Origin of the sequence: Salipiger bermudensis (genome assembly GCF_019801965.1) — a bacterium.
Lineage (GTDB): Bacteria > Pseudomonadota > Alphaproteobacteria > Rhodobacterales > Rhodobacteraceae > Salipiger > Salipiger bermudensis_A.
Window position 1 is genome coordinate 152,119 of record NZ_JAHVIA010000006.1, and the last position, 25,880, is coordinate 177,998.

30 protein-coding genes are annotated in these 25,880 nt (G+C 66.9%); 15 read left to right on the plus strand and 15 right to left on the minus strand.

The window, feature by feature from the left end; genetic code table 11:
* Nucleotides 1-2: 2 nt before the first annotated feature.
* A complete protein-coding gene (locus tag KUV62_RS14615) occupies nucleotides 3-554 on the plus strand; it encodes a cytochrome b (protein WP_222604457.1) in 552 nt (183 codons plus the stop codon).
* 42 nt (nucleotides 555-596) lie between these two features.
* On the opposite strand, the gene KUV62_RS14620 is transcribed toward KUV62_RS14615, so the two are convergent.
* The 6 genes from KUV62_RS14620 to KUV62_RS14645 all read right to left on the minus strand — a co-directional run bounded on the left by KUV62_RS14620 (nucleotide 597) and on the right by KUV62_RS14645 (nucleotide 5,273).
* Nucleotides 597-1,025 carry a hypothetical protein gene (locus KUV62_RS14620; RefSeq protein WP_222604458.1) on the minus strand — a complete coding sequence of 143 codons (429 nt, stop codon included), beginning with the start codon at nucleotides 1,023-1,025 and terminating at the stop codon, nucleotides 597-599.
* Nucleotides 1,026-1,039: 14 nt separating this feature from the next.
* Nucleotides 1,040-1,675 carry an ABC transporter ATP-binding protein gene (locus tag KUV62_RS14625; RefSeq protein WP_222604459.1) on the minus strand — a complete coding sequence of 212 codons (636 nt, stop codon included), beginning with the start codon at nucleotides 1,673-1,675 and terminating at the stop codon, nucleotides 1,040-1,042.
* Between the two features lie 32 nt (nucleotides 1,676-1,707).
* Complete coding sequence (locus tag KUV62_RS14630; RefSeq protein ID WP_222604460.1) at nucleotides 1,708-2,673, minus strand: ABC transporter substrate-binding protein; 966 nt, start codon at nucleotides 2,671-2,673, stop codon at nucleotides 1,708-1,710.
* Between the two features lie 70 nt (nucleotides 2,674-2,743).
* A complete protein-coding gene (locus KUV62_RS14635) occupies nucleotides 2,744-3,013 on the minus strand; it encodes a PepSY domain-containing protein (RefSeq protein ID WP_222604461.1) in 270 nt (89 codons plus the stop codon).
* A gap of 92 nt (nucleotides 3,014-3,105) precedes the next feature.
* The gene (locus KUV62_RS14640) at nucleotides 3,106-4,077 is read right to left on the minus strand and encodes a YVTN family beta-propeller repeat protein (RefSeq protein WP_222604462.1); all 972 of its coding nucleotides are present in this window, start codon (nucleotides 4,075-4,077) and stop codon (nucleotides 3,106-3,108) included.
* Nucleotides 4,078-4,085: 8 nt separating this feature from the next.
* Nucleotides 4,086-5,273, minus strand: coding sequence for an ABC transporter substrate-binding protein (locus KUV62_RS14645; RefSeq protein ID WP_222604463.1), 1,188 nt, complete (start codon nucleotides 5,271-5,273; stop codon nucleotides 4,086-4,088).
* 164 nt (nucleotides 5,274-5,437) lie between these two features.
* Between KUV62_RS14645 and KUV62_RS14650 the strand changes: the two genes are divergently transcribed.
* From KUV62_RS14650 to KUV62_RS14665, 4 genes are read left to right on the plus strand one after another with little or no spacing between them, the layout of a single operon-like run.
* Nucleotides 5,438-5,929 carry a DUF3280 domain-containing protein gene (locus KUV62_RS14650; RefSeq protein WP_222604464.1) on the plus strand — a complete coding sequence of 164 codons (492 nt, stop codon included), beginning with the start codon at nucleotides 5,438-5,440 and terminating at the stop codon, nucleotides 5,927-5,929.
* A complete protein-coding gene (locus KUV62_RS14655) occupies nucleotides 5,926-6,477 on the plus strand; it encodes an SRPBCC family protein (protein ID WP_222604465.1) in 552 nt (183 codons plus the stop codon). Before KUV62_RS14650 ends, KUV62_RS14655 begins: the two co-directional genes overlap by 4 nt.
* Nucleotides 6,461-7,402: a YncE family protein gene (locus KUV62_RS14660; RefSeq protein ID WP_222604466.1), complete on the plus strand. Its 942-nt coding sequence runs from the start codon at nucleotides 6,461-6,463 to the stop codon at nucleotides 7,400-7,402. The genes KUV62_RS14655 and KUV62_RS14660 overlap by 17 nt, the downstream gene beginning before the upstream one ends.
* Entirely contained in the window at nucleotides 7,399-8,208 is an 810-nt protein-coding gene (locus KUV62_RS14665) for a quinoprotein dehydrogenase-associated SoxYZ-like carrier (RefSeq protein ID WP_222604467.1), read from the plus strand. The genes KUV62_RS14660 and KUV62_RS14665 overlap by 4 nt, the downstream gene beginning before the upstream one ends.
* A 257-nt stretch (nucleotides 8,209-8,465) precedes the next feature.
* Here the strand turns inward: KUV62_RS14665 and KUV62_RS14670 are convergent, their stop codons facing one another.
* From KUV62_RS14670 to KUV62_RS14700, 7 genes are all read right to left on the minus strand, one after another.
* On the minus strand, nucleotides 8,466-9,005 hold the full coding sequence (locus tag KUV62_RS14670) for a PQQ-dependent catabolism-associated CXXCW motif protein (protein WP_222604468.1): 540 nt from the start codon (nucleotides 9,003-9,005) through the stop codon (nucleotides 8,466-8,468).
* Nucleotides 9,002-9,853, minus strand: a complete 852-nt coding sequence (locus KUV62_RS14675; protein ID WP_222604469.1) for a substrate-binding domain-containing protein — start codon at nucleotides 9,851-9,853, stop codon at nucleotides 9,002-9,004. Before KUV62_RS14675 ends, KUV62_RS14670 begins: the two co-directional genes overlap by 4 nt.
* Nucleotides 9,834-10,367: a c-type cytochrome, methanol metabolism-related gene (locus KUV62_RS14680; RefSeq protein WP_222604470.1), complete on the minus strand. Its 534-nt coding sequence runs from the start codon at nucleotides 10,365-10,367 to the stop codon at nucleotides 9,834-9,836. The genes KUV62_RS14675 and KUV62_RS14680 overlap by 20 nt, the downstream gene beginning before the upstream one ends.
* 78 nt (nucleotides 10,368-10,445) lie before the next feature.
* The gene (locus KUV62_RS14685; protein ID WP_222604471.1) at nucleotides 10,446-12,248 is read right to left on the minus strand and encodes a methanol/ethanol family PQQ-dependent dehydrogenase; all 1,803 of its coding nucleotides are present in this window, start codon (nucleotides 12,246-12,248) and stop codon (nucleotides 10,446-10,448) included.
* A gap of 156 nt (nucleotides 12,249-12,404) precedes the next feature.
* The gene (locus KUV62_RS14690; protein WP_222604472.1) at nucleotides 12,405-12,788 is read right to left on the minus strand and encodes a c-type cytochrome; all 384 of its coding nucleotides are present in this window, start codon (nucleotides 12,786-12,788) and stop codon (nucleotides 12,405-12,407) included.
* Nucleotides 12,789-12,816: 28 nt separating this feature from the next.
* Entirely contained in the window at nucleotides 12,817-13,641 is an 825-nt protein-coding gene (gene fghA / locus KUV62_RS14695; protein ID WP_222604473.1) for an S-formylglutathione hydrolase, read from the minus strand.
* Nucleotides 13,641-14,768, minus strand: a complete 1,128-nt coding sequence (locus tag KUV62_RS14700) for an S-(hydroxymethyl)glutathione dehydrogenase/class III alcohol dehydrogenase (protein ID WP_222604474.1) — start codon at nucleotides 14,766-14,768, stop codon at nucleotides 13,641-13,643. The genes fghA and KUV62_RS14700 overlap by 1 nt, the downstream gene beginning before the upstream one ends.
* Before the next feature lie 158 nt (nucleotides 14,769-14,926).
* On the opposite strand from KUV62_RS14700, the gene KUV62_RS14705 reads away from it, so the two are divergent.
* On the plus strand, nucleotides 14,927-15,532 hold the full coding sequence (locus KUV62_RS14705; protein ID WP_222604475.1) for a hypothetical protein: 606 nt from the start codon (nucleotides 14,927-14,929) through the stop codon (nucleotides 15,530-15,532).
* A 72-nt stretch (nucleotides 15,533-15,604) separates the two neighbouring features.
* Here the strand turns inward: KUV62_RS14705 and KUV62_RS14710 are convergent, their stop codons facing one another.
* A complete protein-coding gene (locus KUV62_RS14710) occupies nucleotides 15,605-16,273 on the minus strand; it encodes a cysteine hydrolase family protein (protein ID WP_222604476.1) in 669 nt (222 codons plus the stop codon).
* Nucleotides 16,273-17,052, minus strand: a complete 780-nt coding sequence (fabG, locus tag KUV62_RS14715) for a 3-oxoacyl-ACP reductase FabG (RefSeq protein WP_222604477.1) — start codon at nucleotides 17,050-17,052, stop codon at nucleotides 16,273-16,275. Before fabG ends, KUV62_RS14710 begins: the two co-directional genes overlap by 1 nt.
* Before the next feature lie 190 nt (nucleotides 17,053-17,242).
* Here fabG and KUV62_RS14720 point away from each other — a divergent pair, with 190 nt between their 5' ends.
* The 9 genes from KUV62_RS14720 to repB all read left to right on the plus strand — a co-directional run bounded on the left by KUV62_RS14720 (nucleotide 17,243) and on the right by repB (nucleotide 25,876).
* On the plus strand, nucleotides 17,243-18,244 hold the full coding sequence (locus KUV62_RS14720) for a phosphotransferase enzyme family protein (RefSeq protein ID WP_222604478.1): 1,002 nt from the start codon (nucleotides 17,243-17,245) through the stop codon (nucleotides 18,242-18,244).
* Complete coding sequence (locus KUV62_RS14725; protein WP_222604479.1) at nucleotides 18,241-19,551, plus strand: aspartate aminotransferase family protein; 1,311 nt, start codon at nucleotides 18,241-18,243, stop codon at nucleotides 19,549-19,551. Before KUV62_RS14720 ends, KUV62_RS14725 begins: the two co-directional genes overlap by 4 nt.
* A 396-nt stretch (nucleotides 19,552-19,947) precedes the next feature.
* Nucleotides 19,948-20,040, plus strand: coding sequence for a pyrroloquinoline quinone precursor peptide PqqA (gene pqqA, locus KUV62_RS14730; RefSeq protein ID WP_007802657.1), 93 nt, complete (start codon nucleotides 19,948-19,950; stop codon nucleotides 20,038-20,040).
* 23 nt (nucleotides 20,041-20,063) lie between these two features.
* A complete protein-coding gene (pqqB, locus tag KUV62_RS14735; protein WP_222604480.1) occupies nucleotides 20,064-20,960 on the plus strand; it encodes a pyrroloquinoline quinone biosynthesis protein PqqB in 897 nt (298 codons plus the stop codon).
* Nucleotides 20,957-21,706, plus strand: coding sequence for a pyrroloquinoline-quinone synthase PqqC (gene pqqC / locus KUV62_RS14740; protein ID WP_222604481.1), 750 nt, complete (start codon nucleotides 20,957-20,959; stop codon nucleotides 21,704-21,706). The genes pqqB and pqqC overlap by 4 nt, the downstream gene beginning before the upstream one ends.
* Complete coding sequence (pqqD, locus tag KUV62_RS14745; protein ID WP_222604482.1) at nucleotides 21,706-21,978, plus strand: pyrroloquinoline quinone biosynthesis peptide chaperone PqqD; 273 nt, start codon at nucleotides 21,706-21,708, stop codon at nucleotides 21,976-21,978. Before pqqC ends, pqqD begins: the two co-directional genes overlap by 1 nt.
* A 244-nt stretch (nucleotides 21,979-22,222) precedes the next feature.
* Nucleotides 22,223-23,332, plus strand: a complete 1,110-nt coding sequence (gene pqqE, locus KUV62_RS14750) for a pyrroloquinoline quinone biosynthesis protein PqqE (RefSeq protein WP_222604483.1) — start codon at nucleotides 22,223-22,225, stop codon at nucleotides 23,330-23,332.
* A gap of 388 nt (nucleotides 23,333-23,720) precedes the next feature.
* Nucleotides 23,721-24,896 carry a plasmid partitioning protein RepA gene (gene repA, locus KUV62_RS14755; RefSeq protein WP_222604484.1) on the plus strand — a complete coding sequence of 392 codons (1,176 nt, stop codon included), beginning with the start codon at nucleotides 23,721-23,723 and terminating at the stop codon, nucleotides 24,894-24,896.
* A complete protein-coding gene (gene repB, locus KUV62_RS14760; RefSeq protein WP_222604485.1) occupies nucleotides 24,896-25,876 on the plus strand; it encodes a plasmid partitioning protein RepB in 981 nt (326 codons plus the stop codon). Before repA ends, repB begins: the two co-directional genes overlap by 1 nt.
* Nucleotides 25,877-25,880 lie beyond the last annotated feature (4 nt).

Here is a 25,880-nt window from a genome sequence, read left to right on the forward strand (position 1 = left end):
CGATGGCCAGCCCGACCGAGCTCCCCCCGCAGCGCTACCCCAGCCTGTCGCGCCTGCTGCACTGGCTGACCGCGCTGCTGGTGCTGAGCACCATTCCCGCCGGGCTGATCATGGTGCAGGAGGGAATCTCGCGCCCGCTGCAGAACAGCCTGTTTCTGTATCACAAGAATATCGGTCCGGTGATCCTGATCCTCGTGGCGCTGCGCATCCTGGTCCGCCTCGTGAAGAAGGCGCCGCCGATGCCGGCCCACCTGCCGCGGGCGCAGGCCGCCGCCGCCGAGGCGGTGCACGGGCTGCTCTACCTCACGCTGATCGTAATGGCGATCTCGGGCATCGTTCGAGTGCAGGCCGGCGGCTTCCCGATGGAGTTCTGGGATCCGCTGATCGGCGGCATGGTCGCCAAGAACGAGGCGCTGGCCAATACCGCCAAGGCGATCCACCATTTCAGCCGCTACGTCATCATCGCGCTGCTTGCCGCCCATATCGGCGCCGCAGCCATGCACGGGCTGATCAAGCGCGACGGCATCTTCAGCCGGATGTGGCCGCCGGTCTGAGCGCCCCCGGCCCGCCGGTCGGCGCGCCGGAGGCCGTGTGCCTTACTGGATGGTGATCTCGACGCGCTGGCTCTCGCCGGTGCTGCCGGGGATGCGCAGGAAGTAGCGCCCGGGCTTGATGGCGAGAAACTCGATCTCCATCGTGCCGGCCTCGTCGAACTCGACGCTCTCGAGCCCGAAGGGCCGGATCTCAAGCCCGTTCACCACAACCTCGTTGACCCAGATCGCGCGGAAGAAGCCCGAGCCCTCCAGCGCCAGCTCGCCAGAGCCGTCGGCCTCGATCTCGAGCTCGTAGAGCATCCCCGACTTGAGCGCGATCGGCCCGTCGGTGAGCGGCTGGCCGACCGAGAGCAGGATGCCGGGCATCTCGCCCTTGTTGGTGTTGGACAGCACCCCGGCAAAGCCGAAATCATGCGCCATTGCAGGCAGGGCAAAGAGCGAGAACGCGGCGGCGAGCAGCGGGAATTTCATGCGGGAGATCTCCTTCAGATCAGATGCGGGGAAAGCGTGGCCGGTGCGCCGCGCAGCTCGAGCACCCGGCTGGCGAGGCGGTCGGCCTCGTCTCTGGCATGGGTGACGAATATCGTCGCCGGGCGATGCTCGGCGATCAGCTCTTCGGTGAGGCCGAGCATCGCCTCGGCCAGCTCTGGGTCGAGCGAGACGAAGGGCTCGTCCATGATCAGCATCTCGGGCGCGCCGGCGAAGGCGCGGGCCAGCGCCAGCCGGCGCTGCTGGCCGAGCGAGAGACTGCGTGGAAACGCCTGCTCGCGCCCCTTGAGCCCGACGCGCGCCAGCATGGCGCGGGCGCGGGCATCGCCCAGGTCGGGGTGAACAAGCGTAAGGTTCTGAAGCGCCGTGCGCCACGGCAGCAGCGTCGGCTCCTGGAACACCATCGCCACCGCCTCGGGGCGCTGCACCTCGCCGTCGAAGGCGCGGTCGAGCCCGGCGACGATGCGCAGCACCGTCGACTTGCCGATGCCCGAGGGGCCGACCAGCGCCACGGTCTCGCCGCGCGCCACCGAGAAATGCACGCCCCGCAAGACCTCGGTCGGACCGAAGCGTTTCGAGACGATGTCGACCCGGATCGCGGCCTCCGCCGGGATGGCCTTCGGCGGGGACATGTGCCGGCCCGCCCCGTTGTGCAGGTCCGGCGTCATTCGACCTCCGCGAACAGGCCCTCGGGCAGGCTCTCGGCCTTGCCCACCAGCTCGGCGCCGCCAAGCTCGGCCATCAGCGACAGCAGCTTGCCCGCCGCGTCGCCATCCACAGGGCCGCGCGCCGGCACGCCGGCCAGCCAATCGCTGCGCAGCTGCTCGAACTGGGCGTCGCTCTTTGCGTTCATCCGCGGGCGGATCGCCTCCCACGCGGCCATGTCCTCGGCCAGCAGCGCCTTGGCCTCGCGGCTGGCCTCGTAGAAGGCCTGCGCCAGCCCGTCATTCTGCGCGAGGTAGTCGCCCTTGAAGTAATAGCCCAGGAGCGGCACGTCCGGGTCGAGCCCGAGCGCGCTGGCGGCGGTCTCGACCGAGATCAGCTCGCGCATCCCGGCGGCCTTCATCTTGGCGAGGAAATGCCAGAAGTTGATCGCCCCGGCATAATCGCCGCCAAGGCCCGACTTGAAGATCAGCGGCGGCGCGCCGAAGACCTGCTCGGTCTCGGCCTTCAGATCCATCCCGTATTCCTGCTGGGCATAGGCGCGCAGGATCAGCCAGCTCTTGTCGAGCGGCCCGCCGGCGATGCCGATCTTGCCGCCCGCGAGATCCTGCAGCGTCTCGGCCTCCGAGCCCTCGGGCACCACCACCCCGCCGACGGCGCGGGAATAGGGCACGACTACGTAATCCTTGCCCTCGGCGCGCTGCCGCGCCACCCAGATCCAGTCGGCCACCGCCATGTCGGCCTCGCCACCCTCGACCGCGATGCGGGTCGCGCCGTTGTCGGCATAGGGCATGACCTCGAGCTTGAAGCCGTGCTTCTCGTCGAGCCCCTGCTCGGCGATGGTCGCCAGCTCCCAGTTGACGGTGCCGATCTTGAGCACCGCCGCGCGCACCACCGGCAGCTCCTGCGCCATGGCGCCAAAAGCGGTGACGCATCCCAGCGCTAGCGCGGTCAAAAATGTCTTCATGTGCTCCTCCCTGAGGCCCGGCCCCGCGCGCGGGACTGGGCGATGTCTCTCGCGACGGGCGCGCGTCTGTCTATTCTGCGCGGCGGCTCACCTCGTTGAACTCGGCGTCGAGAACGATGTCGAACTGGCCGGTGCCTTCGCAGATCACGTCGTCGAGATCGTAGCCGCCCTCGTCGGTCATCTCGATATCGTCGGGATCGACCTCGCAGCGCAGGTCGGCAAGCTTCGCCGCGATCTGCTCCTTGGCCTCCTCCGGAACCGCGTGGTCATCGGCAAGCGCCGGTGCGGCGAGGCAAAGCCCAAGCGCCAGCGCGCCGAGTTTTCCGAATGTCGTCGTCATGATCTTCCTCCCGTGCAGGGCCGTGGCCCTCGTTGAACTCTCTGCGCGCGAAGGCCCCCTGTCCACACGACCAAAGGCCAAGGCCACGCGCCTCAGTCGGGCGTGATCGCCACGCCCCAGGGCTGCTGCCCCACCTGGATCGACTTGATCGCCTTCTCAGCGGCGACGTCGATCACCGTGATGTCGTTGGAATTGCCGTTGGTGGTGACGAGGTACTCCTCGCCCGGCGTGAAGGCCATCTGCCAGACCCGCTGGCCGACCATGATGTAATCGACCACCTCGAGGCTCTCGCCGTCGATCACCGCCACGCGGTTGGCCGGCCCCAGCGCCACGAAGATCCGGCTGCCATCGCTCTTGGCCTTGACCCCCACCGGCTGCAGCCATTCCGGCAGTACGCCGGGCACCTCGAAACCGATCTTCTGCTTGAGGGTCGGGGTGCCGTCCTCGGCCACGTCGATGACGCTCACCGTGCCGCCGATCTCGGAGCTGACGAAGAGCCGCGAGCCATCGGAGAGATACTCCGCGTAGCGCGGGCGCTGGTCGACGAGGATGTTGTGCTTGATCTGGTAATCGCTGGTGTCGATGAAATGCGCCATGTTGGTGGTCTCGGAGGTGTTGACCACCCACTTGCTGTCCGGCGAGATCGCCATGCCCTCGGGCTCGACGCCAACGGGCACTTCCGCAAGGATCGTGTGCGCCTCGGTGTCGGTCACGGTGACGAGGTTGTCATCCTCGTTGGCGATGTAGAGCGGGCTGCCGCTCGGGTGGATCACGAAGAGCTCCGGGTCCGGCCCCGAGGGCAGGGTGTAGAGCTCCTCGTAAGTCTCGGTGTCGAAGACCCGCACCGTATCGTCATCGGAGGCGCAGACATAGAGCAGCGCTCCGTCGGGCGAGAGGGTGATGCCGCGCGGGCGGTTGCCGCCCGAGAACTCCTCGATCACCTCCCAGGTCTCGGTATCGACCACGGTGATGGTGTTGCCGCGCTCGTTCGAGACGAAGGCCTTGCCGGCAAACGCCCCGGTGGCGGCCATGCAGAGCGCGGCGGAGAGCATCAGGTGTTTCATCGGTGTCCTCACTGGAATGCGGTGCAAGCGGATTCGGGTTCGTCGAGCCCCAGCGTGTCGAGCGGCGAGCGCTGGTGCAGGAAGCCCTCCTGCGGGCTGACGCTGACGGTGATGCGGTCATCGTAGAGCAGGATCGGCTGGCGCAGCTGGCCGTTCCAGGCCCGGAAGGTGACCTTCTGACCCTTGAAGGCGGCGAGCTCGAAGGCGTCCGACAGGATGTAGTCCTCGAGGGTCTGCGGATCGTCCGAGGAGGTCCGCGTCACCGCCTCGCCCAGCACCCGCAGCGCCAGCCAGGCGTTGTAATCCTCCTCCTGGATGTGGCGCTGCGTCAGTTCCTCGAAGCGGTTCTGGAACTGCGTCGCGCCCCAGGCCTCGTGGGCGGCGTGGATCGCCACCGGGCGCAGCCCGGCGCTGCCCATGACAGGGCGCGGCGTCCAGAGGTGATAGGGCAGGTAGGCGGCGAAATAGTCGCTGGCATCGGCGGCAATCACCACGTCATGCGGCTCGGTGCGCTGCATGAAGGTCGGCAGCTGGCGCTGCACCAGAACATGGCCGCTATCGGTGCGCCGCGTGCCGCCGGTATCCTCGAACTCGCGTTCCTCGACGATGGTGGCGCCGAACTTGCGCGCCGCCCGGCGATAGGCCTCGGCGAGCGCCCGGTCTTCCGGGTTCGAGCCGGAGACCAGCAGCCAGCGCTTCCACTGCTTCCAGATCGCGAACTGCGCCACCGCGTCGGCCTGCATCGCCACCGACGGCGCGATGTGCAGCAGGTTCGCGCGGCACTCCTCGCCGCGCAGCGCCACCTCCGGCGCGCGGGCATTGAAGACCAGCGCCTCGGCCTCCGCTGCACGGTCGCTCAGCGCCAGCAGCTCCGGCGCCTTGGCATCGATGACCACGTAGCGGATGCCGTCCGCGAGCAGCTCTGCAAGCGCCTCCTCCGCCTCCTCCGGCGCGGCGGCCACACTCACCGTCTCATAAGTATGGCCGAGGAAGCGCCCGGTGGTGGCGTTGTCCTCGTCGGCCAGCGCCGCGCCGGCGAAGGCGAGGTCGTCGGGGCGCAGGTCATAGCGCGAGATCGGCAGCAACTCTGGGTAATCGACGCGCAGCACCGCGGCGCGGATGTCGAGCGCCTGCGCGATGCCGCCGGATGCGAACAGGAAAACCGCTGCGATGAGCGGGGCGAGCGATGTCAGCACTGTCTCCTCCCTTGCCCGGCTCCTCCTGCCGGGCGTGCCTCAAACCCTGCCGGTCAAAGGCTTTTCCCGAAACCGATACTTTTGGTTCGGTTGCGGTAACGAGGGTAGCGACGGCACGATGAGATACGACTCTTAATTTCTAAGAGGTTTCCAAGAAGGATCCGATGCTTAGACCCGCGTTCCTGCTGCTTCTGGCGCTCTCCGGCCCTGCTCTGGCCGGCGAGAAGGTCGCGTTCTTCGGCATCACCTTTCTGGATTCCTCGCTGCAGACCGCCGAACTGGGCCAGGACCCGGCGGAGCTTTCGCGCATCACCATGCTGGAGGAGCTGGTGGCGGAGCGCTTTGCGCAAGGAGGTTACGAGTTGCTGGATCTCGAGCCGGTGGCAGACGAGCGCGACCGGATCGTCAACCCGGCCAAGTGCTATGGCTGCGACACGCGCATGGCGGAAAAACTGGGCGCCGACTATGCGCTGGTCGGCGAGGTCCAGAAGGTCTCGAACCTGATCCTGTCGATGAACCTGCAGATGCGCGATGCATCCACGGGCGAGACGGTGAAGGGCCGCGTGGTCGACATCCGGTCGAACACCGATGACAGCTGGCGGCGGGGCATGAACTACATACTGAAAACCGCATTCTTCAAGGAGGAGGAAGGATGAACAGACGAACCCTGCTTGCAGCGGGCGTGGCGCTTGCCATGATCCCCGCCGCAGCGATGGCCCACGGGCCGACCCGCCAGAAGGTCACGGTGACGACCGAGGTCGCCGCCGAGCCTGCCGAAGTCTGGGCCGCGATCGGCGATTTCCAGGACCTGACATGGCACCCGGCGGTGGTCTCGCAGAGCGGCGAGGGCGGCAACGAGATCGACGCCACCCGCGCGCTCTACCTTTCCGATCAGGGCGCCGAGGGGCCGCGGATCGATGAGGTGCTCTACAAGTATTCCGACGAGAAGATGTCCTACAGCTACCGCATCACCGAAGTGGCGGTCGAGGTGCTGCCGGTGACCAACTACTCGTCGCATCTCACCGTGATGCCGCGCGACGGCGGCGGCTCGGTGGTGGAATGGCGCGGCGCCTTCTACCGGGGCTACCCCAACAACGATCCGCCCCCCGAACTCAACGACGAGGCCGCCATCGCGGCGGTGACCGGCGTTTACGAAGCCGGGCTGCAGGCGCTGGTCGAGCGGTTCGGTGAGCCGTCTTCGTGATCTCGCCCTCGGGCTGAGCCTGACCCTCGCCGCGCTGCCCGCGGCGGGGGAGATCGCCTTCGTCACCTGCCAGACCGGCGACGCGGTGAGCGTGCTCGACCTCGACAGCGGCGAAGAGCGCGCCCGCTGGGACGTGCCCGGCAAACCGGCCGGTGTGGCGGTGGGCGGGGGCGCCGTCTTCACGGTGTCGCCCGACAGCAAGACGGTGCGGCGCTATGCGCTGAATGGCGAGGTCACCGCATCGGTGGTGCTCGACGGCGGCCCGATCGGCACCGCCTATGATGCCCGCAACAATCGCCTCTTCGTCTCCGACTGGTACAACGCGCGGCTCTGGACCCTCGACGGCACCACGCTGGAGCTCGAGGCCGAGCTCCCCGCCGGCGCCGCCCCGGCCGGGCTGGCGCTTTCGCCGGATGGAAGGCTGCTCGCGAGCGCCGAACGCGATGCCGACCGCATCAGCCTCTACGACACTGCGACGCTGGCGCTGCTGCGCAGCGTACCGGTCGGCACCCGCCCCTTCGGCCTCGGCTTCGCGCCCGATGGCCGGCTCTTCGTCGGCAATGTCGGCAGCAACGACCTGAGCGTGATCGATCCGCAGGCAGGCGAGGTGCTGGCCACTGTCGCGGTGGGCGAGCGCCCCTACGGCGTGGCCTTCGCCGCCGGCCGCGCCTTCGTCACCAACCAGTACGAGAACACGCTCTCGGTGATCGCGCTCGCGGATCTCTCGCCCGTCGCCACGCTCGACACCGGCGAATACCCCGAGGGCATCGCCGCCACCGCCGATGGCCGCATCGCGGTGGCCAACTGGTTCGACAACACGCTGAGCGTCATCGACGCGGAGAGCCTCGAGACCGTGGCGTTGCTCGACACCGCCGACGGCCCGCGCGCCTTCGGCGCCTTCCTCTACGACGGAGACCTGCCATGACAGCCCCCCTGCCCCGCCTCCTGCTCGCCGCCGCGCTGAGCCTCGCGGCGCTGCCGCTGCAGGCGGGCGAAGCCTGGGACGGCATCCGCGCGCAGCTCTACGGCGACCGCCCCATGCTGCCGGGCGACGGGGTGATCGCGCTCGACGCGCCCTACCGCACCGACAACGACGCCCGCACCCGCATCGCCGCGCAGGTGGCGGCCCCCGAAGGCGGGCAGATCGGCAAGGTCGCGGTGGTGCTGGATGAGAACCCGATGCCGGTCTCGGCGGTCTTCGAGCTGCGCCAGCCGCAGCCGCGCTTCTTCTTCGACACCACGCTGCGCATCAACGGTCCGACGCCGCTGCACGTGGTGGCCGAGATGACCGACGGCCGGCTCTTCGTGGCGGAGGCCTTCGTCAAGACCTCCGGCCAGGGCGCCTGCGCCGCCCCGCCCGGCACCGATCCCGAGGCGGCACTCGCCACGCTCGGCGACATGGTGCTCTCGGTGGGCGACGGCCCCGCCGTCGACCGGCTCGCGGCGCTCTCCGAGCGCCTGCGCCGGCTCGATGTCGACATCTCGCACCCGTCGCATTCGGGCATGCAGATGGACCAGATCACCCTGCTCTTCATCCCCATGCGCTATGTCGAGACGCTCGAGATCGAGACCGAGAGCGGCGGCTATGTCGACATGACTGGCAGCATCTCGCTCTCTGAGAACCCGCAGATCAGCCTCTCGGTGCCGGGCGAGACCCGCCGCGTGGGGGTGACGATGACCGACACCAGCGGCACGGTCACCACGGCGGAAACCGAACTCGCGGGGTTCTGAGGGGTTTCGCCGCGCAAGCGCGTCGGCCGACGCAGGGCGCGGCTTCAAGACGGAAGACAGGGGGCGCCGCCCCCTCTTGGCCTGCGGCCAATTCACCCCCGAGGTATTTTGGAACCAGAGAAGGCACGAGGAGAGCGCCCCTGACTTCTCTTCGTCAAAAATACTCCCGCCGGAGGCAGGCCGGACCGGGCCGCCGCGCGGATGCCGGGCAAGGGCGCAGGCTGATGGCGAGGACGCCCGCAAGGGCGGAGGAGCGGTCAGGGGTGGCCGGGATGCGGGGTGACGCGTTCGAGCGGAAAGTCGAAGAATGCCCAGCCATCCGTGCCTTCGGGCAGCCAGTAGACCGTCTCGTAGCCGTATTCCAGCGCGCGCTTGGCGGCGTTCCAGCTCATCCAGCACTCCGCGAGGCAGAAAAGCAGCACCGGATGCGCGGGATCGTTGCCCGTGGCGGCGGCGAGACCCTCGCGGAAGTAGCGATCCGTGGCCTCGGCGATGGCGCCGTAGCCCACGTTGGGCAGCCAGACCGCGCCGGGGATGCTGTCGCGCGGCTTGTCGCGCCAGATCGTGCCCTCGGGCAGGTTGGCGGGCTTCGGTGCCTGCGGCAGCACGTCGACGAAGGCGACCTCGCCGCTCTCCCAGAGCCCGTGCGCCTGCTCGGAATCCACCACCATGGCGCCGGCAAGCGTCGCCGGCACAGGGCCGCGATAGCCGTCCATCCGGTAGCCCTCGGGCTCGGCCACCTGGGCAATCGCGAGCGCCGGCAGCAGCCCAACCACTGCCGCCAGCGCCCGGATCACTGCCCGACCTCGCGCAGCCCGTCACCCATGTCGGTGACCAGCGGCACGCCGGCCTCGGCAAGGATCGCGTCGATCTCGCCCTGGTGGCGGCGGATCAGCGAGTTGAGCTTGCGCTGCCAGACCTTCTCGCCCTGCCGCACCCCCATGGTGATGCGGTAGAACAGCTTCGGGAACTCCGCCTCGTTGAGCAACGGGATCACCTTCAGCCCGGGATGGTCGCGCTTCACCAGCGGGCCGCCGATCGGGCCCCAGATCACCGCCGCCTCGATCTTGCCCGCGGCCAGATCGTTGAGCATGTTGACCGCCGGACCGTCATAGCGCCGGTCGACCACCAGCTGGTAGGGCTTCGCCTTGCCGATCAGCCCGTAGCGCGCCATGTGGTTCGCGGGCGGCGATCCCGCCACAACGCCCATCACCCGGCCCTTCAGGCGCGGATCCGAGAGCTGCGTCCCCTCCGCGAGCTCGCTCTCCTCGGGCACCACCAGAACGTAGGTCGAGACCATGTAGTGGTTGGTATTGAGCACCAGCTCGTGGCCCTGGGCATACCCCATCACCACGTCGCACTTGCCCGCCTTCAGCGTGTTGCGGATGAAGCCGGTGGCCATCGGGTACCACTCGTAGCGCACCGGCAGCTCCAGCTTCGAGGCGATCAACGCCGCCAGCGCGTTCTCGTAGCCCGACCCGTCTTCCATCGACATCGGGTCGTTGGCGGGATCGGCGCAAACCCTGAATGCCGTCCGGGAGACAAGATCCGAGGTTTGCGCCTCCCCCGGCCCTGCATGGGAGGCCATCAGGACCGACAGCGCGACCGCCAGGAGGCCGCGCCGGTTACGAACCCATGCAGGCATCTTCCATCTCGCTGAAGGTTTCGCTCTTGGCTTCCTTCTTGGCCGGGCGTCCGCGCCCGATGGCGCCGGAGCCATGCGCCTTGAGGTAGGTGTAGATGTCGTCGAGATAGCACATCACGTTGGGGTTGGTGCCGAAGGCGGGCATCACCGAGTTCTCGGCCGCTCCGACCTTTTGGCGGCCGTTCACCACCACGTCGACGAAATCGTAGTAATCCATCTCGAGCGCCGAGTTCTTCAGCGCCGGGGCATAGGTCGATCCCTCGCCGTCCGGGCCGTGGCAGACGTGGCACTCGGCATGGTAGCGACGGAAGCCCGAGAAGGTCGGCCAGTCCACCGCGCCGTCCTCGGAGACGTTGAATGTCGGGATGCCGTCCTCGGTGAAGTAGCGCCCGCCTTCCTCGTAGTCGACCGCGATGTTCGGGTCATCCATCGAGACGGCGTCCGCGGCGGACAGCGCGCTTGCCGTGAGGGCGCAGGCGGCCGCGGCAAGAAGAAGGGGAATGGGTCGGGTCATAAGCTATCGGTCCTGGGATCACTGGGAAGTCTGGACCGGCGGGGAGGAGCTCCCCGCCGGCCCTGCGATGGCTGCGGATCAGTCGGGAAGGGCGAAGACCGTCAGCTGGCCACCAAGCGCGGTGTAGTCGCTGAGCGCGGCGTAGCCGCCCACGGCGCCAAGACCGTCATTGGGATTGGTGAGACCGGCCGCGAGGCCGATGCCGGCCCAGCCGCCGACGCCCGAGAGGATGCCGACATACTGCTTGCCGCCATGCTCGTAGGTCATCACGTTGCCGATGATGCCCGAGGGGGTCTTGAAGCGGTAGAGCTCGTCACCGGTCTCGGAGTCCACGGCCTTGAGGTAGCCCTCGAGGGTACCGTAGAACACCACGTCACCCGCGGTGGCCAGAGCGCCCGACCAGACCGAGAACTGCTCGGGGATCGACCACTTGATCTCGCCGTTGATGTTGTCCCAGGCGATGAAGTTGCCCATGCCACCATGGCTGTCCGGCGCCGGGTACATCGCCAGCGTCGCGCCCACATAGGGCTGACCGGCGGTGTAGCTCACGCGGAACGGCTCGTAATCCATGCAGACGTGGTTGGTCGGCACGTAGAACAGCTCGGTCTTGGGCGAGTAGGACGCCGGCTGCTGGTCCTTGGTGCCAAGCGCGGCCGGGCAGATGCCGGTCGAGTTCACGTCCTCGCCGTTCTGCTCGGTGGAGTACTCGGCCACCACCGCCGGACGGCCGTAGTTTTCCGAGGCCGGGTCCATGTCGACACCCGTGGTCCAGTTGACCACCGGATCGAACTTCTCGGCGACGAGGAGCTCGCCCGTGACGCGGTCCATGGTGTAGGCGAGGCCGTTACGGTCGAAATGGGTGAGAAGCTGGCGCATCTCGCCATCCATCTCCTGATCCGTGAGGATCATCTCGTTGATGCCGTCGTAATCCCACTCGTCATGCGGCGTCATCTGGTAGAACCACTTGGCCATGCCGTCATCGGGGTCACGCGCCATGATGGTCATCGACCAGCGGTTGTCGCCCGGGCGCTGCGCCGGGTTCCAGGTCGAGGGGTTGCCGGTGCCGTAGTAGATCAGGTCGGCCTCGGGGTCATAGGAATACCAGCCCCAGGTGGTGCCGCCGCCGATCATCCACTGATCGCCTTCCCAGGTGTTGGTGCCCGAGTCCGCGCCCACCGGCTCGCCGAGATGGGTGGTGGTTTCCGGGTCCGCGAGGATGTCCTCGTCCGGGCCCATGGAATAGGCGCGCCATTCCTGCTCGCCGGTCTCCATGTTGTAGGCGGTGACCGAGCCGCGGACGCCGAATTCGCCGCCCGAGATGCCGACGATGACCTTGTCCTTCACCGGCAGAACGGTGGCGGTGTTGGTCTCGCCCTTGGACGGGTCGCCGTTGACCGCCTCCCAGAGCACTTCGCCGGTCTCGGCCGAGAGCGCCACCACCTTGGTGTCGGCCTGGTGCAGGAAGATCTTGCCGTCGGCATAGGCGACGCCACGGTTCACCGTGTCGCAGCACATCACCGGGATCACGTTGGGATCCTGCTTCGGCTCGTAGCGCCACTTGATCTTGCCGTCCTCGTTGAGGTCGAGCGCATAGACGATGTTGGGGAACGGCGTGTGCACGAACATCGTATCGCCGACCACGAGCGGCGAGCCTTCATGGCCGCGCAGAACGCCGGTCGAGAAGGTCCAGGCCACCTGCAGGTCGCCCACGTTGTCCTTGTTGATCGAGTCGAGTTCGGAGTAGCGCTGGTTGGCGTAATCGCCGGTCTGGATCGCCCATTGCGAGGCGTTGTCCATCTGGGTCATCAGGTCTTCGTTGGCGGAAGCCATCGATGCGGCAAAAAGAGCCACGCCCGACGTCAGCAACGTCAGTGTCTTCATTTCCTTCTCCCTTGGGTGTGTCGGCGTTTCCGCCTGTTGTCCCGGGTCGGACTGTCACCGCCTTCGCGGGCGACCGGCTCGGGTCATCCTCCGGATCGGGCTCCTCTTCCTCCCGCCTTCACCGGAATCTCCTGTGTCTGGTGTCGAGTGTCTCCCTTACTCGGTGAACGTCGCCAAATAGGCGATGACGTCGGCGCGCTCGTCTTCCTTGCGCAGGCCGGCAAACGACATCTTGGTGCCCTTGGCGTAATCGCGCGGCTTCTCCAGGAAGGCCGCGAGCTCCTCTTCGGTCCAGGCGCCCTTCTCGGCGGCAAGCTCGGTCAGCGCGTCGGAGTAGCCGAAGCCCTCGACCGACGCGATGTCGCGTCCGACGATGCCGTTCAGCTCGGGGCCGACCTTGTTCTCGGCCCCCTCTCCCACTGCATGGCAGGCGCGGCACTTGCGAAAGACCTTTTCGCCTTTCTCAGCGTCGCCTTCGGCCGAGGCAATCCCGGCCGTAAGGCTCAGCAGGCACGCCGTGGCGAGCAGTTTCTGGATCATGTTGGTCCTCCTCCCTTTCCAGGGTCAGTTACTTCAGTCGCGCGGCATGCCAGGCGACGTGATCTCCCGCGAACGTGTTCACGAAGAAATACGAATGGTCATAGCCTTCCTGCATCCGGAAGGTGGCGGGCTGGCGGCCCTTGGCGATGGCCGCGGCCAGCGCCTCGGGCTTCAGCAGATCGAGGAACTGGTCGCTCGCCCCCTGGTCCACCAGCAGATCACCCTTCCAGCCGTGCTCCTCGAGCAGCAGCGTGGAATCGTGCTCCGCCCAGCAGCCCTCGTCGTCGCCGAGATAGGCCGAGAGCTGCTTGCGCCCCCAGTCCGACTGGGTCGGATGCGCGATCGGCGCGAAGGCCGACAGGCTGTCGAACATCGACGGGTTGCGCATCGCGATGGTCAGCGCCCCGTGTCCGCCCATCGAGTGGCCGGTGATGCCGTGCTTGTCGCCGATGCCGTCGAGCCCCTCGACGATGCCGCGCAGATCCTTGGTGATGTAGTCATACATCTGGAAATGCGGCTTCCACGGGTCGCGCTTGGCATTGACGTAGAACCCGGCGCCCTGTCCGAGATCGTAGGCGTCATCGTCGGCCACGCCCTCGCCCCGCGGCGAGGTGTCGGGAAACACGACCGCAAGGCCGTGTTTCGCCGCGTGTTCCTGAAAGCCGCCCTTCGTCATGGCGTTCTCGTGGGTGCAGGTGAGACCCGAGAGATACCACAGCACCGGCACCGGCCCGTCCTTGGCCTGCGGCGGCATGTAGACCGCGAAGGTCATGTCACAGCCGCAGGCCTCGGAGGCGTGCTTGTACACGGTCTGCGTTCCGCCGAAGCTTCGGTTTTCCGCAACGGTTTCCATCAGTATTCGACCACCGCGCGGATCGACTTGCCCTCGTGCATCAGGTCGAAGCCGTGGTTGATCTCGTCGAGCGTGATCTTGTGGGTGATCATCGGATCGATCTCGATCTTGCCGTCCATATACCAGTCGACGAATTTCGGCACGTCGGTGCGGCCCTTGGCGCCGCCGAAGGCGGTGCCCTTCCAGACGCGGCCGGTGACCAGCTGGAACGGACGGGTGCTGATTTCAGCGCCCGCAGGTGCCACGCCGATGATCACCGAGACGCCCCAGCCGCGGTGCGAGCACTCGAGCGCGTCGCGCATCACCTTGACGTTGCCGGTGGCGTCGAAGCTGTAATCCACGCCGCCGATCTGGTCGGCGCCACGCTTGGTCAGGTCGACGATGGCCTGCACGGTGTTGTCGACCTTCGACGGGTTGACGAAGTGGGTCATGCCGAACTTCTTGGCCATCTCGGCCTTGTCGTCGTTCAGGTCGACGCCGATGATCATGTCGGCACCTGCCATGCGCAGGCCCTGGATCACGTTGAGGCCGATGCCGCCGAGGCCGAACACCGCGGCGGTCGAGCCGATCTCGACGCCGGCGGTGTTGATCACCGCGCCGATGCCGGTGGTGACGCCGCAGCCGATGTAGCAGATCTTGTCGAACGGCGCGTCATCGCGAACCTTGGCGAGCGCAATCTCGGGCATCACCGTGTGGTTGGCGAAGGTCGAGCAGCCCATGTAGTGGTAGATCGGGGTGCCATCGAGCATCGAGAAGCGCGTGGTGCCGTCGGGCATCAGGCCCTGGCCTTGGGTGTTGCGGATCGCGGTGCAGAGGTTGGTCTTGCCCGACAGGCAGGACGGGCACTCGCGGCACTCCGGGGTATAAAGCGGAATCACGTGATCGCCGGGCTTCAGCGTGGTGACGCCCTCGCCCACTTCCAGAACCACGCCCGCACCCTCGTGGCCGAGGATCGAGGGGAACAGGCCCTCGGGGTCGGCACCCGAGCGGGTGAATTCATCGGTGTGGCAGAGGCCAGTGGCCTTGATCTCGACGAGAACTTCGCCGGCCTTCGGGCCTTCGAGGTTCACTTCCATGATTTCCAACGGTTTGCCGGCCTCCAAGGCCACGGCTGCACGGGTGCGCATGCAGACTCCCTCCTGACTTCAAATTCAATACGCTCTGAGGCGATTGCCCAGAGTATGGGTGCGCTATCGCATACCGAACAATACACCCAATGGTGGGTATTCCCCGGAATGGACCTCGCCGCCACCCTGTTTCATAGTCGGTTGCGGGAGGAAAGCTGATGTACACTCATAAATGCTATGCGGTATTTGCACTGGTCATATGCTGTGCAACTGCCGGGAATGCGGCGGATTTCTCGGATCCGACATGGCCCTGCATCCAGCGCAAGGTCGAGCGGCTGTCGATCGGGCTGATGTGGCCCGCGCCGCTCTCGGAAGAGGCGCTTTCTCCCGCCACCAAGGCCGCGGTCGACGAGCTCGCCGAGACGCTGGCGCTGCGCCGGGTCGATCTCGAGGAGGCCCGCGGGGCGGTCGCGGATTTTGCCGAGGATCAGGGCCGCGACATGGCGCTGATGGGGGCGGTGTTCGAGCGCGTCTTCGACCGGCTCTCGGGCCGCCGGACCCGCATCATCAACGGCATCGGGGAATTCTCGCTCGGGCAGATCGCGCTGTCGGAAAAGATCGACGGCGCCCGCGCCGAGATGGACAGCCAGATGGCGCAGGCCGAGCCCGATTACGACCGCGTCGATGCGCTCGAGGAACAGGTCGACTGGGATCAGCGCATCTTCACCGACCGGCAGAAGACCATCACCTATCTCTGCGAGACGCCGACCCTGCTGGAAAAGCGCCTCTACGCGATCTCGCAGATGCTGCAGGAGGCAGGGTAGAGCGGCTGACCCCCCTGCCCCGGTCTCGGTCTCCTGTCGTGGTCCCGCGCGGGATACGGCGTCCGGCCGATCTCAGCTCAGGAAGCCCTTCACCTCGTCGCTGCTCACCACGTGGCAATAGATCATGTTGATGATCCGCAGCTCGGCCTCGTGCAGTTCCATCGTGGCGGCGGCGCAGCAATCCTCGACCACCACGACGCCAAAGCTCTCATCCGCCAGCGACCGCACCGAGGACGAGATGCACTGATCGGTGAAGATCCCGGCGACGATCACGTCGGTGATGCCCATGTTGGAGAGCACCATGCGCAGGTTGGTCCCCGTCAGCGCCGAGTCGGTGGTCTTGGTCACCACGATCTCGTCGCCCACCGGGCCGACCGCATCGACGATCTGGCTGTCCTCTCGGTCTTTCGGCAGCAGCAGGTAGTTGAAGCCCGGCTTCTTCTGGCTCAGCGACCGGTCGCGACCGTCTTCCTTGAGGCAGGCGATGCGGGCATGGATCACCTCGATGCCATTGTCGCGCGCCCAGCCCTGAAGAGCGGCGGTGTTGGGGATCACCGTCTCGCGCATGCGTTCGAAGAACGGCGCCCAGCGACGCGCCTCGGCGGGATCGTCGGGCAGCTCGAGATAGGTGTTCTGGATGTCGATCACCAGAAGCGCCGTCTTCGGCGCCTCCAGCACGATATCCTCGGGCTCTTCGGCGGTCTCGTAGTAGAACGAGCGCCAGGCGGTCTTCCAGCTCATCAGATTTCCTCGATTGCCTCGAGACTCTCCGGCAGGATCTGCCCGCCGTCCACCACGATCTGCTGGCCGGTGATGTAGCCCGCCTCGTCGGAGGCGAAGAACAGCGCCGCGTTGCCGATATCCTCGACCGCGCCAAGCCGCTTCAGCGGGATCGAGGCTGCCATGGTCTTGAGATAGTCCTCGCCCAGATCCTGCAGCCCTTCGGTGAAGATGTTGCCCGGCATCACCGCGTTGATCGTGGTGTTGTAGCGCGACAGCTCCATCGCCGCGGTCTTGAGGAAGCCGAGCTGGCCGGATTTCGACGCGCCGTAATGCGACCAGCCCGGAAAGCCCGTCACCGGCCCGGTGATCGACGAGGTCAGCACCACGCGCCCCTTGCCTGCCGCCTCGAAGATCGGGATGCAGGCCTTCACGCAGAGAAAGCTCGACTTGAGATTGACCGACATGACGTGGTCCCAGTCGTCGGGCGACATGTCGACCATCTTCATCTGCGGGAAGATGCCCGCGTTGGCACAGAGGATGTCGACCCCGCCGAAGGCGCCCACCGTGGCGGCGACCATCTCCTGCACCGAGGTCCAGTCGGCCACGTCGGTCAGGTGATAGGCGGCGGTGCCGCCCGCGGCCTCGATCTCGGCCACCGCGAGCTTTGCCGCCTCTTCGCCGCGCGCCGCGATCATCACCTTGGCGCCCTTGGCGGCAAACACCTTGGCGATGCCCTTGCCGATCCCCTTCGATCCACCAGTAACGATCACCGATTTTCCGGCAATGGATGTGAGCATTCCTGTCTCTCCCTGCTATGGTTCACCACGTTGCGCGAAGGCGCCCTGACAGGCCCTGCGCCATGGTGCCGCTTTTTGTGCATCTGTCTCGAGTGAACCTGCGATTTCTGCGTCTGCACAAGCAAAAATGTTGCAAGACACAGATTATCTCCCTAGCCACGGGGTGACTGCAAAAGAAAAGGGCAAGGCGATGGCCGGACTTTACGAGGATGGATTTGTCGAGCGCCTGCGCCAGGGCGCGCTGTCGCTGCGCGCGCAATGGGGGCTCAGCGAGGCCTGCGACATCCGCCTGCTGACCCTTTCGGAAAACGCCACCTTCCTCGCCACCGACCCCGCCCTTGATGCGCCGATCATCCTGCGGGTCCACCGCCCGGCCTATCACACGAAGCCCGAGATCGAATCCGAGCTCGCCTGGATCAACGCCCTGCGCGACAGCGGTGCCGTCGACACACCTGAGCCCCTGCTCGCCGCAAACGGCACCCATATCGCCTCCTTCGAGGATGGCGCCGAGACCCGCCATGTCGTCGCCTTCTCCTTCATGTCCGGCAAGGAGCCCGATGCCGGTGAGAGCCTGGCCTCTGGTTTCGAGATCCTCGGCGCGATCTCGGCGCGTCTGCACCAGCACAGCCGGACATGGGACAAGCCTGCGGGCTTCACCCGCAAGACCTGGAATTTCCAGAGCGCCTTCGGCCCCGAGCCGCTCTGGGGCGACTGGCGCGCCGCGCTCGGGCTGACGCCGGAGCAGAAAGCGGTGCTGGATCGGCTCTGCGCGGTGCTCGAAGAGAAGCTCGCCGCCTATGGCGAGACGCCCGACCGCTTCGGGCTCGTCCATGCCGATCTGAGGCTCGCCAACCTGCTTGAGGATGGCGACCGGCTCGGCGTGATCGATTTCGACGATTGCGGGCTGTCCTGGTTCATCTACGATTTCGCCGCCGCGATCTCCTTCCTCGAGACCGAGCCCTATATCCCGGCGCTGCAGGAGGCGTGGGTCAAGGGCTACCGCAGCGTCGCGCCGCTGGATGACGAACACGTTGCGATGATCCCCACCTTCATCCTGTTCCGCCGCCTGCTGCTCACCGCGTGGATCGCCAGCCACGCTGAGACCGAGACCGCTGCCGAGGCCGGCCACGCCGCCTATACGCTGGGCACCGTGGCGCTCGCCGAGGCCTATCTCGCGGAGCACGGCGCATGAGCCAGGTTCGCCAGATCCTCGACATGAACGCCTTCGACGCCTCGCTGGGCGGCGAGGGACCAGTGGCGCGCCGGCTCGACAATCTCGGCGCGGCCTCGGTGCTGTTCTACCGCCAGCCGATCGAGATGGTCGCCGCGAAAGGCGCGTGGATGGAGGCCCGCGACGGTACGCGCTATCTCGATTTCTACAACAACGTCCCCTCGGTCGGGCATTCCCACCCGGCGGTCGTCGCCGCGGTGAGCGCGCAGATCGCCACGCTCAACACCAACACGCGCTACCTCGTCGGGATCGTCGACGACTATCTCGAGGCGCTGAAGGCCAAGCTGCATATCGAGCTGTCCAACGTGGTGATGACCTGCTCGGGCAGCGAGGCCAACGATCTCGCGCTGCGCGTCGCCCGCGCGGTCAGCGGCAAGCACGGCATCATCGTCACCGAGACCGCCTATCACGGCAACACCGCGCTGGTGACCGAGGCCTCGCCCTCGGCTTTGAAGCGCAGCCCCCTGCCCGATCACGTGGTCACCGTGCCCGCGCCCGGCTCCGCCGCCTATGGCGAGGATATCGCCCACGGCTTCCACGCGTCTGTGGTCGCGGCGATGGAAACGCTCGAGGCGCGCGGCCACGGCACCGCCGCCTTCCTCGCGGACTCGATCTTTTCCTCCGACGGCATCTTCGCCGACCCGGCGGGCTTCCTGCTGCCGGCGGTTCAGGCAGTGCAGGAGGCGGGCGGCCTCTACATCGCCGACGAGGTGCAGCCGGGCTTCGGCCGCACCGGCGACGCGTTCTGGGGCTACGAGCGCCACGGCATCGCGCCCGACATCGTCACCATGGGCAAACCGATGGGCAATGGCTTCCCGATGGCGGGCATGGCAGCGCGGCCCGAGCATCTCGCGGCCTTCTGCGAGGATGTGGGCTATTTCAACACCTTCGGCGGCAACCCGGTGGCCGCCGCCGCCGGGCTTGCGGTGCTCAGGGTGATCGACGAGGAGGGGTTGCAGGACAACGCGCTGCGCGTCGGCGCACATCTCAAGGCGGGGCTTTCGGAGATCGCCGCTGGCTCGGAGCGCGTCACGGACGTGCGCGGCGCGGGGCTCTTCCTCGGCGTCGATCTCGGGGCGGCAGACGGCTCCGGCGCGCCGGATGCGGGCTACACGGTGCAGGTCATCGACCGGATGCGCGCCGCGGGTGTGCTGATCGGCGCCGCGGGGCGCTATGGCGCGACGCTGAAGGTCCGCCCGCCGCTCTGCCTGAACATGGCCGAGGCGGATCGCTTCATCGAGGCCTTCGCGGGGGCCGTGAAGGGCTGATCTGCTCCTGGCATTGGCCGCACCAGCGCAGAACCGCCGGAGCGCGAAGCTCCGTGCGCGGGACAAGGCCGCAGGCCGCCGCGCATCGCCGGTCCGCCCCCCGGGCCGGCGATTTGGTGCCGTACGCGCGAAATGTCGAGGTCCTTCGGATCTGGCAGCTATAAATCGAGAGGCTCGGACAGCAGATCGCCGCCCCGCGGACCGACGCTGCGCGGCGTCTCCCCTGAGGAGCGGCGCCCACCCTCGGAAACCAACCAATTCGTCGCAAATTTCCCTCCCGTTACCGACCAAAGTCTCAACGCTTCTTAGAAGATAAGAATAGCCAGCCTGTCCTCCTCTTTGCCAAGCTGACCCTGTTCAACCGAGTCACCGGAATCTCAAGAGGAGGAGAGAGTCATGGCCTGGAACAAGCCTGTCATCCGCGAAATCGAGTGCGGCATGGAGATCAACATGTACGGCCCGGAACACGACGACGGCGTCCTGTTCTGATCAGCCGCGCGCGGGAGGACGTGATGCAATTCCGCGCGCGCATTCTCGGAGCCGCAGCCGGGGGCGGACTGCCCCAGTGGAATTGCGGATGCGAGAACTGCCGGCTTGCACGGGCCGGAGAAATTCCCTCGCAGACCCAGAGCTCCCTCGCCGTCTCGGCTGACGGTGAGAACTGGGCGATCCTCAACGCCTCGCCCGATATCCGCGCGCAGCTGGCCGCCACGCCCGAGCTGCACCCGACCGGCCTGCGCGAGATGCCGCTGCGCTCGGTACTGCTGACCAATGGCGATATCGACCATGTGGCCGGCCTTCTGACATTGCGCGAAATGCAGCCCTTCACGCTCTTCGCCACCGCCGGCATCCACGAGGTGCTGGCCGAGAACCCGATCTTTTCCGCCCTGAATCCTTCGGTCGTGACCCGCGCCAACGTGGCGCTCGAGGCGCCGGCCGAGATCGTTCCGGGCCTCACCGCCACGCTCTTCGCCGTGCCCGGCAAGGTGCCGCTCTACATGGAGGGCGAGACCGTCGAGACCGAGCTCGTCGGAGAGCAGACCGTGGGCGTCGGGCTCAAGACCGCGACCGAGACGGTGTTCTACATCCCCGGCTGCGCCCTGCTGAACGATGCGCTGCGCCAGCGCCTGCACGGTGCGGCGCTGGTCTTCTTCGACGGCACGCTCTGGCGCGATGACGAGATGGTGCGCGCAGGCCTCGGGCAGAAGACCGGCAAGCGCATGGGCCATATGTCGATGAGCGGCGAGGACGGCTCCATCGCCGCCTTCGCGGGGCTCGAGATCGGCCGCAAGGTCTTCGTGCACATGAACAACACCAACCCCGTATTGCGGCCCGGCTCGGAGGAGTGCCGGGCGGCGCAGGACGCGGGGTGGATCATCGGTCAGGACGGAATGGAGGTGACGGCATGACCCAGACACAGGCGGAATTCGAGGCGCGGCTGCGCCAGATCGGCGCCGAGCGCTACCACGACCTGCACCCGTTCCATCACAAGCTGCATGGCGGCGATTGCACCCCCGACCAGGTGCGCGCCTGGGTGATCAACCGCTACTACTACCAGCACTCGATCCCGATGAAGGACGCCGCCTTCATGTCGCGCGTCGAAGACCCGGACCTGCGCCGCGCCTGGCGGAGCCGCATCGAGGATCACGACGGCACCGAGACCAACGAGGGCGGCATCCGCCGCTGGCTGCGGCTGGCCGAGGCGGTGGGGCTCGATCGCGATTACGTCGCCTCCTGCGAGGGCGTTCTGCCGGCGACGAGATTTGCCGTCGACGCCTATGTCCGCTTCGTGCGCGACAAGACCCTGCTCGAGGCGGTCGCGGCCTCGCTGACCGAGCTGTTTGCGCCCGCGATCCACGCCAACCGCATCGAGGGACTTCTGAAAAACTACGATTTCGCCGACGACTCCTCGCTCTCCTACTTCCGCAACCGGCTGAAGGAAGCCCCCAAGGACGTGGCCTTCGGGCTGCAATGGGTGCTCGACCACGCCGACACGCAGGAAAAGCAGGACGCCGCCGCCAAGGCGCTGATCTTCAAGACGGATGTGCTCTGGTCGCAGCTCGATGCGCTCTGGGGCGCCTATGTCGATCCGGCCCGCATCCCACCCGGCGCGTGGCGCCCGGGCGAGGGGCTGGCGAGCGCCGAGGCGGCCTGATGCAGCCCGCAGAGATCCCCTCCCTGCCGCGCGGCGTCCGCCTGCACTGGGACCGGGTGCGCGAGACATGGGTCCTCTTGGCCCCCGAGCGCGCCATCACGCTCGATCAGGTCGGCCACGCAATCCTGTCCGAGGTCGACGGGAGCCGCAGCTTCGGCGAGATCACCGCCGGGCTGGCGGCGAAATACAGCGCCCCGCAGGAACAGATCGCCAAGGACAGCGCCGGATTCCTCGGCGCGCTGAGGGAGCGGCGGTTCCTGGAGGTGGCGTGATGCCGCCGCTGCTCCGCGTGAACAGCAGCACCCGGCCGCGGCAGGCAGGACGGGCCACGCCCACCCTTTCGAAGGCGTTTACGCCCTCCGATCCGCGCCGACCCACCATCTCGCCCCAGCCTCAGACCATCGCGCAGCGTCATCCCCAAGCCCGCCCCGCTGGATGGGCGGGCGTGGCCCGTCCTGCAGCCGCCCTGCAACGGCACGACCATCGCGCCTTTCTCCGGCACCCGGAGGCCCAGCCATGACCAAAGCCCGCCCCCCCATCGCCATGCTGGCGGAACTCACCCACCGCTGCCCGCTCTCCTGCCCCTATTGCTCGAACCCCATCGAGATGGCGCGGCAGGACAGCGAGCTCTCCACCGACGAGTGGAAAACCGTCTTTCGACAAGCCGCCGATCTCGGCGTGCTGCAGCTCCACCTCTCGGGCGGCGAGCCGGCCACAAGGCGCGATCTCGAGGAGCTGGTGCAGGCGGCGCGCGAGGCCGGGCTCTATACCAACCTCATCACCTCCGGCATCGGCCTCACGGAACGCCGCCTCAAGGCGCTCGACGCCGCCGGGCTCGACCACGTCCAGCTCTCGCTGCAGGGGACGACCCCCGAGATGGCCGACGAGATCGGCGGCTACAACGGCGGCTTCAAGCGCAAGATGCAGGTTGCAGAATGGATCGGCGCGATCGGCTTCCCGCTGACGCTCAACGCGGTGCTGCACCGGCGCAACCTGCACCAGCTGCCGCGCGCGCTGGAGATGGCGGTCGAGATGGGGGCACGGCGCATCGAGGTCGCCACGGTGCAGTTCCACGGCTGGGCGCTGAAGAACCGCGACGCGCTGATGCCCACCCGCGAGCAGGCCGCCGAGGCGACGCGGATCGTGCAGGAGGCACGGCTGCGGCTCAAGGGGACGCTGGTGATCGATTACGTGCCGGCGGATTACCATTCCGACTATCCCAAGCGCTGCATGGGCGGTTGGGGTTCGACCGGGCTCAACGTCGCGCCCGACGGGCAGGTGCTGCCCTGCCACGCGGCGCAGACGATTCCGCATCTCAGCTTCGACAGCGTGCGCGAGCGGCCGCTCTCGGAAATCTGGTACGAGGGCAGCGCCTTCAACGCCTATCGCGGCACCGACTGGATGCCGGAACCTTGCGCCTCCTGCGAGCGCAAGACCGTGGATTTTGGCGGCTGCCGCTGTCAGGCGATGGCGCTGGCCGGCGATCCCGCCGCCACCGACCCAGTCTGCATCAAGTCGCCCCATCATGTCGACCTGCAGGCCCGCGCCGACGCCCATGCGGCGGCGGAAAATGCAGCGCTGGTCTACCGCACTGCGCCCGGCAAGGCGCCCGAACCCGCCGAATAGCGGCATCCTCGACACTCGCGATGAATCGGGCGTCACCAGAGCCGAAACAGGCACTGTTCGCGGCCAGAATCGCGCCCCTCTGCCCCGTGCGCGCCTCGGCCAAGTGACTCGCGCTGCCGGGAAATCCGGCGCTGACAGCGTTGTTCGCACGCAACTTGGAAAAACTCCGCCTTTTCCGTCACTTGCAGTGCGAAGTTCAAAAAATTTGATATTTTTCAGAGATTTATCCACAGTAGTGCAGAGGCCACCTGAACCGCCTCGGGATCGCGGGGCCCCCTGCCCTGCCACGCAACTGCAGGAAACTGTGGACAACCTGCCCCTCTCTTGCTTAAAGAAACGGTAATAAAAGCGCTGACGAAAAACAGCGTTACCGAAAATGAGGGCAGACGTGGCGGATACCATACATATCAACGCCCGCGTACGGGAGAACGCCGAGGCACTGACTCAGGCGCTGGAAGACCACATGCTGAAGGTCTTCGCCCCCGACGCGCGCAAGGAACTGAGGCGCTTCTCCGCCGGGGAAGCGGCCGAGCTGCTCGGCATTTCCGCCAGCTTCCTGCGCAAGCTGCATTTCGACAACCGCATCCCCGAGGTCCATACCACGCCGGGCGGAAGACGGCACTATTCCGCCGCGGATGTGCTGGAAATCCGCAAGGTGCTCGACAGCACCGCGAAGACCAAGGGCACCTACCTGCGCGGCCGCCGCGAGGGCGACAAGGTGCAGGTGCTGTCCTTCCTCAACTTCAAGGGCGGCTCCGGCAAGACCACCTCGTCGATCCACACCGCGCAGCGCCTGGCGCTCAAGGGCTATCGCGTCCTCTGCGTCGATATCGACCCGCAGGCCTCGCTGACGACGCTGTTCGGTTACCGCCCGGAGTATGATTTCCTCGAGTCGGGCACGATCTACGACGCGATCCGCTATGACGATCCGCTGCCGCTGAGCCAGATCATCCAGCCGACCTTCTTCACCGGCATCGACCTGGCCCCCGGCGGGCTGATCCTGCAGGAATTCGAGCACGAGACCCCGCAGGCGCTGATGACCAACGTCCAGCCCGCCTTCTTCGCCCGCATGGCCGCGGCGCTGCAGGAGGTCGAGGCGAATTACGACGTGATCATCTTCGATTGCCCGCCCCAGCTCGGCTATCTCACCATGTCGGCGCTCTGCGCCTCGACCGGCGTGCTGATCACCATCGTGCCCAACATGCTCGACATCGCCTCGATGTCGCAATTCCTGCAGATGAGTGCCGATTTGCTCGACGTGGTGTCGAATGCCGGCGCCAGCATGGAATTCGATTTCCTGCGCTTCATGATCAACCGCTACGAGCCCAATGACGGCCCGCAGCAGCAGGTTGTGGCCTTCCTGCGCCAGCTCTTCGGCGAGGAGGTCATGGTCAACGCTATGCTGAAGTCCACGGCGATCTCCGATGCGGGTCTCACCCAGCAGACCGTCTACGAGGTCGACCGCAGCCAGTTTCACCGCAACACCTATGACCGTGCGGTGGATTCACTGAATCAGGTCAATGACGAGATTGAGTCTCTCATTCAGAAAGCATGGGGACGCTGATGGCACGCAAGGGAATTCTCGAACCACGCATCACGCCGCTGGGCGGCGGATCTACACCGACAGACCGAAAAACGGCGGCAGAGGCTCGAATGATGCCCCGGGGCGCGGTCGGTGCGCTGCAATCCTCGCTCACCAAGCTGCAGGAAAACGCGGTGCAGGAGGTCGAGCCTGCGCTGATCGACGATGCCGGCTACGAAGATCGGCTCGGGATCAACGATGAGGCTCAAAACCAGCTGAAAGAGAGCCTGCAGACCTATGGTCAGCAGGTTCCGGTGCTTCTGCGCCCCCACCCCAAGAGCGCCGGACGGTTCGAGATCGTCTACGGCCGCCGCCGCCTGCGGGCGTTGCGCGACCTCGGGCTCAAGGTCAAGGCGATGGTGCGCCAGCTCGACGACCACGCGCTGGTGATGGCCCAGGGCCAGGAAAACACCTCGCGGCAGGATCTGAGCTTCGTCGAAAAGGCGAGCTTCGCGGCGCAGTTGCAGGATGGCGGTTATGACCGGCAGACAATCGCCGCGGCGCTGTCGATCGACCTGCCGATGGTCAGCCGGATGCTCAAGGTGGGCACCGCGTTTTCGCTGCCCTTCCTGCGCCGCATCGGCTCGGCCCCGGGCATCGGGCGCGATCGCTGGATGAGCCTCGCCAAGCTGCTCGAGGACGACGCCGCGCGCGACCGTGTCGAGACGGCGATGGGGCTTCCCGGCTTCGAGGGGCTCGATTCGGACGCCCGCTTCGAGGAGGTGTTCGGCGCCGCGCAGCGCAAGACGGCGACCCCGGCCAAGCCCCCTGCCCCGCGTCCGCGCACTCTGCGCAGCGTCGACGGCGCGCCGCTGGCCGAGATCCGCAGCACCGCGCGCGGGCTGACCTTGACCATCCCCGCCAAGACGGCCAACGGCTTCGACCGCTGGCTCGACGGGCAGGCGGAGGACATCATGAAAGAACTTCACGACCGCTGGCAAAGCACCCGGTCGGAGGACTGAGAGC

Bases quoted from the DNA above. Each gene is read 5' to 3' on its own strand.
- KUV62_RS14615 (WP_222604457.1), top strand. From the start codon at position 3: ATGGCCAGCCCGACCGAGCTCCCCCCGCAGCGCTACCCCAGCCTGTCG.
- KUV62_RS14620 (WP_222604458.1), bottom strand. From the start codon at position 1,025: ATGAAATTCCCGCTGCTCGCCGCCGCGTTCTCGCTCTTTGCCCTGCCT.
- KUV62_RS14625 (WP_222604459.1), bottom strand. From the start codon at position 1,675: ATGTCCCCGCCGAAGGCCATCCCGGCGGAGGCCGCGATCCGGGTCGAC.
- KUV62_RS14630 (WP_222604460.1), bottom strand. From the start codon at position 2,673: ATGAAGACATTTTTGACCGCGCTAGCGCTGGGATGCGTCACCGCTTTT.
- KUV62_RS14635 (WP_222604461.1), bottom strand. From the start codon at position 3,013: ATGACGACGACATTCGGAAAACTCGGCGCGCTGGCGCTTGGGCTTTGC.
- KUV62_RS14640 (WP_222604462.1), bottom strand. From the start codon at position 4,077: ATGAAACACCTGATGCTCTCCGCCGCGCTCTGCATGGCCGCCACCGGG.
- KUV62_RS14650 (WP_222604464.1), top strand. From the start codon at position 5,438: ATGCTTAGACCCGCGTTCCTGCTGCTTCTGGCGCTCTCCGGCCCTGCT.
- KUV62_RS14655 (WP_222604465.1), top strand. From the start codon at position 5,926: ATGAACAGACGAACCCTGCTTGCAGCGGGCGTGGCGCTTGCCATGATC.
- KUV62_RS14665 (WP_222604467.1), top strand. From the start codon at position 7,399: ATGACAGCCCCCCTGCCCCGCCTCCTGCTCGCCGCCGCGCTGAGCCTC.
- KUV62_RS14675 (WP_222604469.1), bottom strand. From the start codon at position 9,853: ATGCCTGCATGGGTTCGTAACCGGCGCGGCCTCCTGGCGGTCGCGCTG.
- KUV62_RS14680 (WP_222604470.1), bottom strand. From the start codon at position 10,367: ATGACCCGACCCATTCCCCTTCTTCTTGCCGCGGCCGCCTGCGCCCTC.
- KUV62_RS14685 (WP_222604471.1), bottom strand. From the start codon at position 12,248: ATGAAGACACTGACGTTGCTGACGTCGGGCGTGGCTCTTTTTGCCGCA.
- KUV62_RS14690 (WP_222604472.1), bottom strand. From the start codon at position 12,788: ATGATCCAGAAACTGCTCGCCACGGCGTGCCTGCTGAGCCTTACGGCC.
- fghA (WP_222604473.1), bottom strand. From the start codon at position 13,641: ATGGAAACCGTTGCGGAAAACCGAAGCTTCGGCGGAACGCAGACCGTG.
- KUV62_RS14700 (WP_222604474.1), bottom strand. From the start codon at position 14,768: ATGCGCACCCGTGCAGCCGTGGCCTTGGAGGCCGGCAAACCGTTGGAA.
- KUV62_RS14705 (WP_222604475.1), top strand. From the start codon at position 14,927: ATGTACACTCATAAATGCTATGCGGTATTTGCACTGGTCATATGCTGT.
- KUV62_RS14710 (WP_222604476.1), bottom strand. From the start codon at position 16,273: ATGAGCTGGAAGACCGCCTGGCGCTCGTTCTACTACGAGACCGCCGAA.
- fabG (WP_222604477.1), bottom strand. From the start codon at position 17,052: ATGCTCACATCCATTGCCGGAAAATCGGTGATCGTTACTGGTGGATCG.
- KUV62_RS14720 (WP_222604478.1), top strand. From the start codon at position 17,243: ATGGCCGGACTTTACGAGGATGGATTTGTCGAGCGCCTGCGCCAGGGC.
- KUV62_RS14725 (WP_222604479.1), top strand. From the start codon at position 18,241: ATGAGCCAGGTTCGCCAGATCCTCGACATGAACGCCTTCGACGCCTCG.
- pqqA (WP_007802657.1), top strand. From the start codon at position 19,948: ATGGCCTGGAACAAGCCTGTCATCCGCGAAATCGAGTGCGGCATGGAG.
- pqqB (WP_222604480.1), top strand. From the start codon at position 20,064: ATGCAATTCCGCGCGCGCATTCTCGGAGCCGCAGCCGGGGGCGGACTG.
- pqqC (WP_222604481.1), top strand. From the start codon at position 20,957: ATGACCCAGACACAGGCGGAATTCGAGGCGCGGCTGCGCCAGATCGGC.
- pqqD (WP_222604482.1), top strand. From the start codon at position 21,706: ATGCAGCCCGCAGAGATCCCCTCCCTGCCGCGCGGCGTCCGCCTGCAC.
- pqqE (WP_222604483.1), top strand. From the start codon at position 22,223: ATGACCAAAGCCCGCCCCCCCATCGCCATGCTGGCGGAACTCACCCAC.
- repB (WP_222604485.1), top strand. From the start codon at position 24,896: ATGGCACGCAAGGGAATTCTCGAACCACGCATCACGCCGCTGGGCGGC.